This is a genomic window from Ectobacillus panaciterrae DSM 19096 (assembly GCF_000430785.1).
Lineage (GTDB): Bacteria > Bacillota > Bacilli > Bacillales > Bacillaceae_G > Ectobacillus > Ectobacillus panaciterrae.
On sequence record NZ_AUMR01000133.1, the window covers coordinates 1 to 7,371 of the forward strand.

The 7,371-nt window shown below is 45.1% G+C and carries 5 protein-coding genes and 1 pseudogene; 3 read left to right on the forward strand and 3 right to left on the reverse strand.

What is annotated here, in order from left to right:
- Window positions 1-131: 131 nt before the first annotated feature.
- The 3 genes and pseudogenes from H540_RS33505 to H540_RS35655 all read left to right on the forward strand — a co-directional run.
- Window positions 132-278 (forward strand): annotated as a pseudogene (locus tag H540_RS33505) (sporulation protein YhbH); the annotation flags it as partial.
- Window positions 279-791: 513 nt separating this feature from the next.
- Window positions 792-2,465 (forward strand): IS200/IS605 family accessory protein TnpB-related protein, encoded by a 1,674-nt coding sequence (locus H540_RS0120815; RefSeq protein ID WP_028402231.1) that lies wholly within the window; start codon window positions 792-794, stop codon window positions 2,463-2,465.
- Between the two features lie 323 nt (window positions 2,466-2,788).
- Complete coding sequence (locus H540_RS35655; protein ID WP_425388156.1) at window positions 2,789-2,917, forward strand: hypothetical protein; 129 nt, start codon at window positions 2,789-2,791, stop codon at window positions 2,915-2,917.
- A gap of 159 nt (window positions 2,918-3,076) precedes the next feature.
- Here H540_RS35655 and H540_RS0120825 read toward each other — a convergent pair whose 3' ends face one another.
- From H540_RS0120825 to H540_RS0120835, 3 genes are all read right to left on the reverse strand, one after another.
- Complete coding sequence (locus tag H540_RS0120825; protein WP_028402232.1) at window positions 3,077-4,789, reverse strand: NAD-dependent malic enzyme; 1,713 nt, start codon at window positions 4,787-4,789, stop codon at window positions 3,077-3,079.
- Window positions 4,790-4,907: 118 nt separating this feature from the next.
- Window positions 4,908-6,344 carry an aspartate ammonia-lyase gene (aspA, locus tag H540_RS0120830; protein WP_028402233.1) on the reverse strand — a complete coding sequence of 479 codons (1,437 nt, stop codon included), beginning with the start codon at window positions 6,342-6,344 and terminating at the stop codon, window positions 4,908-4,910.
- A 19-nt stretch (window positions 6,345-6,363) separates the two neighbouring features.
- On the reverse strand, window positions 6,364-7,371 hold a 1,008-nt coding region (locus tag H540_RS0120835; protein ID WP_028402234.1), incomplete at its 5' end, for a cation:dicarboxylate symporter family transporter.

Sequence of the window (7,371 nt, forward strand, 5' to 3'; positions counted from 1 at the left end):
GAAAACTTTAAGGTTTGATTTTTTATACTTAGAGTAACGAGTTGTAAGGGGGATTTTTTAGTGATGGATTGTATAAACTAAAAGCTAAATACCCATACTAATAATTTTGGGTATATCCTGGCTAACTGTACCAATATAACCGCCATTCAACCCTAATGTCTGCTTATAAAAACATCAATGATGAAAATTTCCGTTATTATATTCTGAAACAAAAAGCAGATGTGTTCAATGCGATGAAGAGTTTCTTCAAGCAGGAGGCTACGGAGAAGAGCAGATAGGAAAGAGCCTTGCGTACAATGGGAGTGTGTACGCAGGGCTTTTTTACTTAGGCTCTTTTTGCAAAGGTTGATTCTATTGGACGAATCAGGAATATACATGATTTCATACAACGCTGTAACCTAAATAGATAGGAAAGGCAGCTCGGGAAAGTATTTTATTAAGACAATCTAAGTATACATACCGTCTGTCTAAGCATGCAGAAGTAAAAAATCACATTTTGCTCAGTCGAAAATCGAAATTTCCTCGCTGCGTTTAAGCATGTTTGCTCTTACTTTAAGGATCTGTTAAATTTTATCATTCTAGCCCAGAAGACCCCTTCTTCAACTGCGTGAAGGGCAGAGCCCAGCAGTAAGGAGGGGATGAATGGGCGTTTTTTCTGTTCTTTCTCTGCGTCCCTTCTTTACAGGTGGAGTTTTTTTAATCAATCGAAAAACCCGTTGAAGTATTTCCTTAATTTGTATAAAATAGAATAAAAAGGGAACTTGCGTTCTTTTAAGAGGTGAAGGAGTACCATGAAGAAAACCTATTTCTCGCAACGGGTGTATAAACATACCTTACCCCCTGGGTTTGTGAACGAGGTGTCCTATGTATTAAAAGTATTCAACAGAGCGAAGCATGTTTCCTTTCAAACCTTGGTACGTGAAAAGCGTTGGAGCCGCAAACTGCATGATGAGAGCTTACAAACCGTCCTTAAGAAACGATTCGGACTTACCGATTATTATGCCAACAGTGCCAGGCAAGAAGCAACCGCTCTATTCTCCGCCGTAACAGAACTCCAAACACTCTACCTCCAACAAACCGATGAAAAAATCAAAGATATCAAGAAAAAACTTAAATCCGAACGCTCTACTTTGACAAGAATGAGAAAGATCAAAGAGAGTTTCGTGAAAGGCAATCCAACATTCCCGAAGAACAGTCCTTTCATTCTGCAAGGAAGCGGTATCATCTCTCTTTCCCTTCAAAAGAAAACCATCATTTGGCTCACTACCTATTCCTTTGAACATCGCTGCTTGGACCGGAAAATCAAGCACACAAAGGCAAAGATCGGACGTTTGCAGCATCGATTAGACCGCCTTAGGCAAAAGAAAGACAAGCTGAAAGAACATATTCCTAGCGCTGTGTTCGGTACAAAACAACTGTTCAAATATCAGTTTACAAAAGAAGAATTCGCAGAAAACCATGAAGCGTGGAAGAAACTCTTTTGTGCCGCACGAAATAAAAGAATGATGATTTCAGGACGGAAAGACGCTTGGTGTGGCAACTTCGTGTTTCAATATAACATGAAAAAGCAAGAACTCTCCTTCACTTCCATGAGTGGCAAGGTGCTTACCTTTCCGTTTGTAATGTTTCCTTATGGACAAGATATCGTTAATGATGTAGTAAGCGCACAGATCGCTTGTAAACAGAAAAAGCAGTACGGCAAACCGATTACATGGTCCATCGAAGACCATGGGGTATATTACATCGTCAAATGTATGGCAGATGTAGAAGCAGATTATTCTATCAATTTTAGTACGAGTGACGGTGTCATCGGAGTGGATTGTAACTATGATCATTTGGCTTGGGCGAACGTTTCCAAAGATGGCAACTATCTCGAAAGCGGCATCCTCGCTTATTCCCTAGAAGGAAAATCCTCCGGAGCCATTACAAAGATAATAGAAGCGGAAGCCATTCGTCTTGTCGATCTAGCTGTACAAAAGAACAAGCCCCTTGTTTTGGAGAAGCTGGACACCACGCTCTCGAAAACAGGAAACAAGTACGGCAGTAAGAAAAGAAACCGAAGAAAAAGTATGTTTGCGTACCGAAAGATGATGGAAGCGATTCGAAGCCGGGCTGATAAAATGGGAGTAGAGGTAATAGAGGTCCACCCTGCTTACACATCAATCTCCGGGAAATGGAAGTATATGCGTAAATTCGGCATCTCCATTCATCAAGCAGCTGCCTTTACTATTGGAAGAAGAGGACTAGGCTATAAAGAGAAGGTGCCAACCGTGCTGAAAACTTACATGGCGCAAAGTAATATCCACCATTGGAAGCAATGGAGCACGTGGAACAAGAAGCTCTGTATTCGTACACATGCGTTATACACACTGTTTGATGTCAACCGCCCCCATCAGGGCATGGAACTGTCGAGCACATGGTTAACAGAAGAAGAACGTAACGTATTGCGTAGAGTACTCGCTTAACATATACATGACTTACCTCTTACACATGAAACGGAACATAGGGTACCAGTTTTCTACTCCCATCGCCAGAGCAGATGATGTGGTCTAGGAGCTGGGTGCAATGCGCTGTGTTCTCTCCGCTATGCCGCTTGAAGAGGGCGCACCTTCTCTGTCTGCTTCTACAGGGGTAGAGACAGGTCACTGATTCAAGTACTTCAGATTGACGGTATAGCGTACTCCTCCTGTTGAACGGAGGAGGGTCTGGACTCTCTTGCCAGCGGAGCAAGAGGAACTGGAATCCCCCACTTCAAGCGGCATCAGCCGATAAGTGGGGGTAGTTCAATATGGATTTTAAAGAAAAAAGATCAAAATCGGTCTTTTTTTCGTTATTTTCTTCAACTAAACGCTGCCCGTTAGCCAACCATGCCGCACGCAGCACCACAGATTATAGAAGATTTATCGTTCTTTCATAGGAGTTTTTATACTATTAAAATTCGGTATTAACTTTTTTTATTCCGAATAAAAATTACCAGTAGAGTAGATAATATTCATAGTGATTTTGCTGTCTGAGTCTTTTTGCACCAAGAAAATACAGCCCGTTTCGATAAACAAACAAGCTGTATTTTCATTTTTTATAAAAAAACTTTTTCTCTTACTGCTTTTACAGGACGATATACCGGTTCCCACATCGCATCTCGGACTGCCTGAGCGATGTTATCGTTCTTAACCCGTGCCACGCCATCAGCAAAAGCGGCTTTTGCCACTTCTATCGCAACCGTCTCAGAGATGGTGCGAAGATCTTCCACTTGCGGAAGCAACGGCGCGCCCGGCTGACTCATATCAATCATGCTTGCCACAGCTTCTGCAGCCGCCGTAAACATGCCGTCGGTAATGATTTGCGCGCGCGATACGATGGTTCCAAGTCCGAGCCCCGGAAAAATAAGGGCATTGTTGGATTGTCCGATTACATATACCGTTTTGTTGTATGTAACAGGAGCAAACGGACTGCCTGTTGCCACAAGAGCTCGCCCCTCTGTCCAAGCAATCAAATCAGCAGGCTTCGCTTCCGCCAGCGGAGTTGGATTGGACATCGGCAAAATAACAGGTCTTTTCACATGAGCGGCCATTTCTTGAACGATTTCCTTTGTAAACGCTCCGGCAACCGTCGAAGTTCCGATTAAAATCGTCGGATGCACGTGACGTACGACCTCGGCAAGACCGATGCTTTCGTTTGCTGTGCCGTATTCGCTTATTTCCACAGCCGGGCGTGCGTACGGGCGTTGGAAATCGTACAATTCCTCCATATTGTCCGTCAGCAGTCCCGGTCTGTCGAGGCACCAAAATCTGCGGTTCGCCTCTTCCACAGATAATCCTTCCCGTACCATGGCATCACGTACTTGGTCGGCAATGCCGATTCCTGCCGTACCCGCACCGAACACCACAACGCGATGCTTGCTTAGTGGCATACCGGAAGTATGCACCGCCGCCAATACTGCCGCGAGCGAAACGGCGCCTGTTCCTTGGATATCATCATTGAACGTACAAACCTTGTTACGATACTTGTCCAAAATATTTCGCGCGTTGCTTGAGCTGAAATCCTCCCAATGCAGCAGGGCATTCGGGAACATTTTGGAAGCTGTAGCCACAAAATGCTCGATGAACGCATCGTATTGCTCTCCCCGCACACGCGGATGTCGATTTCCGATATAGAGCGGATTGTTCAACAGCTCATCACGGTCTGTACCTACATCTAAAATAACTGGCATCACGCGGCTGGGATCGATTCCAGCTGCCGCAGTGTATACAGCCAATTTGCCGATGGCGATATTGATGCCGCCGACACCCCAGTCCCCGATTCCTAAAATTCCTTCTCCATCAGTAATTACCATTAAATCGATATCAGCCGCAGCCGCTCCAAAGTTGGCGAAGGCTTCTTCGATGCCCTTTGGATTATCAATAGATAAATAAACGCCGCGAGGCTTGCGGTATTCATTGCTGTAGCGCTGAATCGCCAATCCCACTGTCGGTGTATAAACAATCGGCAGCATTTCTTGCAAATGATCCGTAAGAAGACGGTAAAACAATACTTCATTTCGGTCATACAATGCCGATAATGTCACGTTTTTGCTTAAATCACTCGGCTGCGAAGAGAATTGCTCGTAAGCGCGGCGCGCCTGCTCCTCCAGCGTCAATACCGCCGGCGGCAAAAGTCCCGTCAATCCGAGCTCCTTTCGCTCTTTTTCTGTGAATGCCACTCCTTTATTAAGCGGCGGTGTTGCCAATAGCTCCGCGCCTCGCAAAGCCGTTTCCAGTTCTCCATTTGGAGAAACGGTAAATTTATACATATGATCCCGTCCTTTTTCATCAAACTTCTAGTATCTCGTATCTGCAAGTTCTACTTAAGTTTGTGAACAAAAGGGGTTTGTCATGTACAAACCCCTTTTGCTCCTGAAGCATGTGTATTTACTCTCTGTCAAAAAGCGCCGCTCCGGCAATGCCGGGATGCGTCATTTCATACGGGTCCAGAATCAAATCCAGCTCCTCTTCTGTCAATACATCATATTTCAGGCACAAGTCCCGAACAGATTGTCCGCTTAAGATTGCCTCTCTCGCGATACGCGCAGCCACCTCGTAACCAATATGCGGATTGACTGCTGTGATGATGCCTGCACTTTTTTCAACATATTCTCTCATTCTGTCTTCGTTTGCTTCAATTCCTTTTAAGCAATAGTCTGTGAACGCGCGGAACGCATTATTCATGATGCTAATGGATTGAAGCAGATTGAAGACAAGCACCGGCTCCATCACGTTCAATTCAAGCTGTCCCGCTTCAGAAGCAAGACAAATCGTATGGTCGTTGCCAATCACTTGGAAAGCGACTTGGTTGATGACCTCAGCCATAACCGGGTTTACTTTACCAGGCATGATGGATGAGCCAGGTTGACGGGCCGGTAATGTGATTTCCCCTAATCCTGCACGAGGACCGGATGCCATCAAGCGCAAATCATTGGAAATTTTGGACATATTCATCATGCATACTTTCAGTGCCGCCGAAACTTCCGTATACGCATCTGTATTTTGTGTCGCATCCACAAGATGCTCTGCTCCGACAAGAGGCAGCCCGCTTATATCCGCAAGATGCTTCACAACCGATTCGATATAACGCGGATCGGCATTCAGCCCCGTTCCGACTGCTGTCGCTCCCATGTTCACTTCATACAAATGCTGACGGGATTGCTGGATCCGTTTGATATCGCGTTCGATCACGCGTCTGTACGCTTCAAACTCCTGTCCGAGGCGAATCGGTACAGCATCCTGCAAATGCGTGCGTCCCATTTTGATGACATGGTCGAATTGTTTCGCTTTCGCACCAAACACATCACGCATATATTCCATCGTCTCCAATAATTTCTCCAGCATATTCAGTGTCGCGATATGAATCGCAGTCGGAAATGCATCGTTTGTGGATTGGGACATATTCACATGGCTGTTCGGGCTGATATGAAGATAATCACCTCGTTCTTTTCCGATTATTTCAAGAGCGCGGTTGGCGATGACTTCATTCGCATTCATGTTGATGGATGTGCCCGCTCCGCCTTGGATTGGGTCTACAAGAAAATGCTCATGCCATTTTCCTTCAATGATTTCCTGCGCCGCTTGCGCAATCGCTTCGCCGGTTCCTTCATACATCCGATTTGTTTCCGTGTTGGCAAGGGCAGCCGCTTTCTTTACGATTGCCAAAGCTTTAATTAATTCGTCATGTATTTTATATCCCGTAATAGGAAAGTTTTCAACAGCTCGCATCGTTTGGACACCATAATAAGCATCCGCCGGTACCTCTTTTTCTCCTAAGAAATCCTTTTCAATCCGCATGTTTTGTTTTATTTCATTTACTTCCATCGAATTCTCCTCCTATTTCTTACGCAACATTTGATTCTTTAACGGAATCCACATAACGTTGCGCTTTGTCTTTATCAAATTCGCCCTCCCATTTCGCCATTGAAATGGCCGCCAATGCGTTTCCTAATACGTTCACGGCGGAGCGGATCATATCCAAAATGCGGTCGATGCCGGCAATCAAAGCAATTCCTTCTAACGGCAGTCCCATAGAGCCGAGAGTCGCTAGCACAACAACGAACGATGCACCCGGAACTCCAGCCATACCTTTGGAAGTCAGCATAAGTACAAATAACAATGTGATTTGTGCTGTCAGTGACATATGCACATTGTACATTTGCGCAACAAACAGCGAAGCAAGTGATTGATAAATCGCCGAGCCCGTCAGGTTAAATGTGTAGCCCGTCGGAATAACAAAAGAAACGACCGCCTTCGGACACCCGAATTGCTCCATCTTTTTCATGATGTTCGGCAATACTGCTTCAGAACTCGCTGTTGTAAAAGAAAGAATGAGTTCTTCCTTTAAAATTTTAATAAGCGTGAAAATACTCGTTCCTGTCAATTTCGCATTTATGCCTAAAACCACAACAGCAAAGAATATTACAGTTGCATACACAGCCAACACAAGCTTTCCAAGCGGAAGCAACGTGCTCACTCCGAACTTGGCAACTGTCACCGCAATTAACGCGAACACCCCAAACGGCGCGAGCTTCATCACTTGATTCGTTACCCAAAACATCGCTTCTAGTACACCTTCAAAGAAATGAAGCACCGGCTTGCCTTTGTCTCCGATTGCCGCAACGCCTAGACCGAATAGAACAGTAAAGAAAATGATCGGCAATAAATCGCCCTGCGCCATGGATTCAAATATGTTTTTCGGAACGATATGAACGATCGTTTCCGCAAAGCCTTGCTGTTGCGTGGCATTTGCTGTTTGCTGATACGCTGAGATATCTCCTTTTTGCAGATGGCTCATATCCACGCCAGAGCCGGGATGAAACACGTTTGCGGCCAATAAACCAATCGCGAG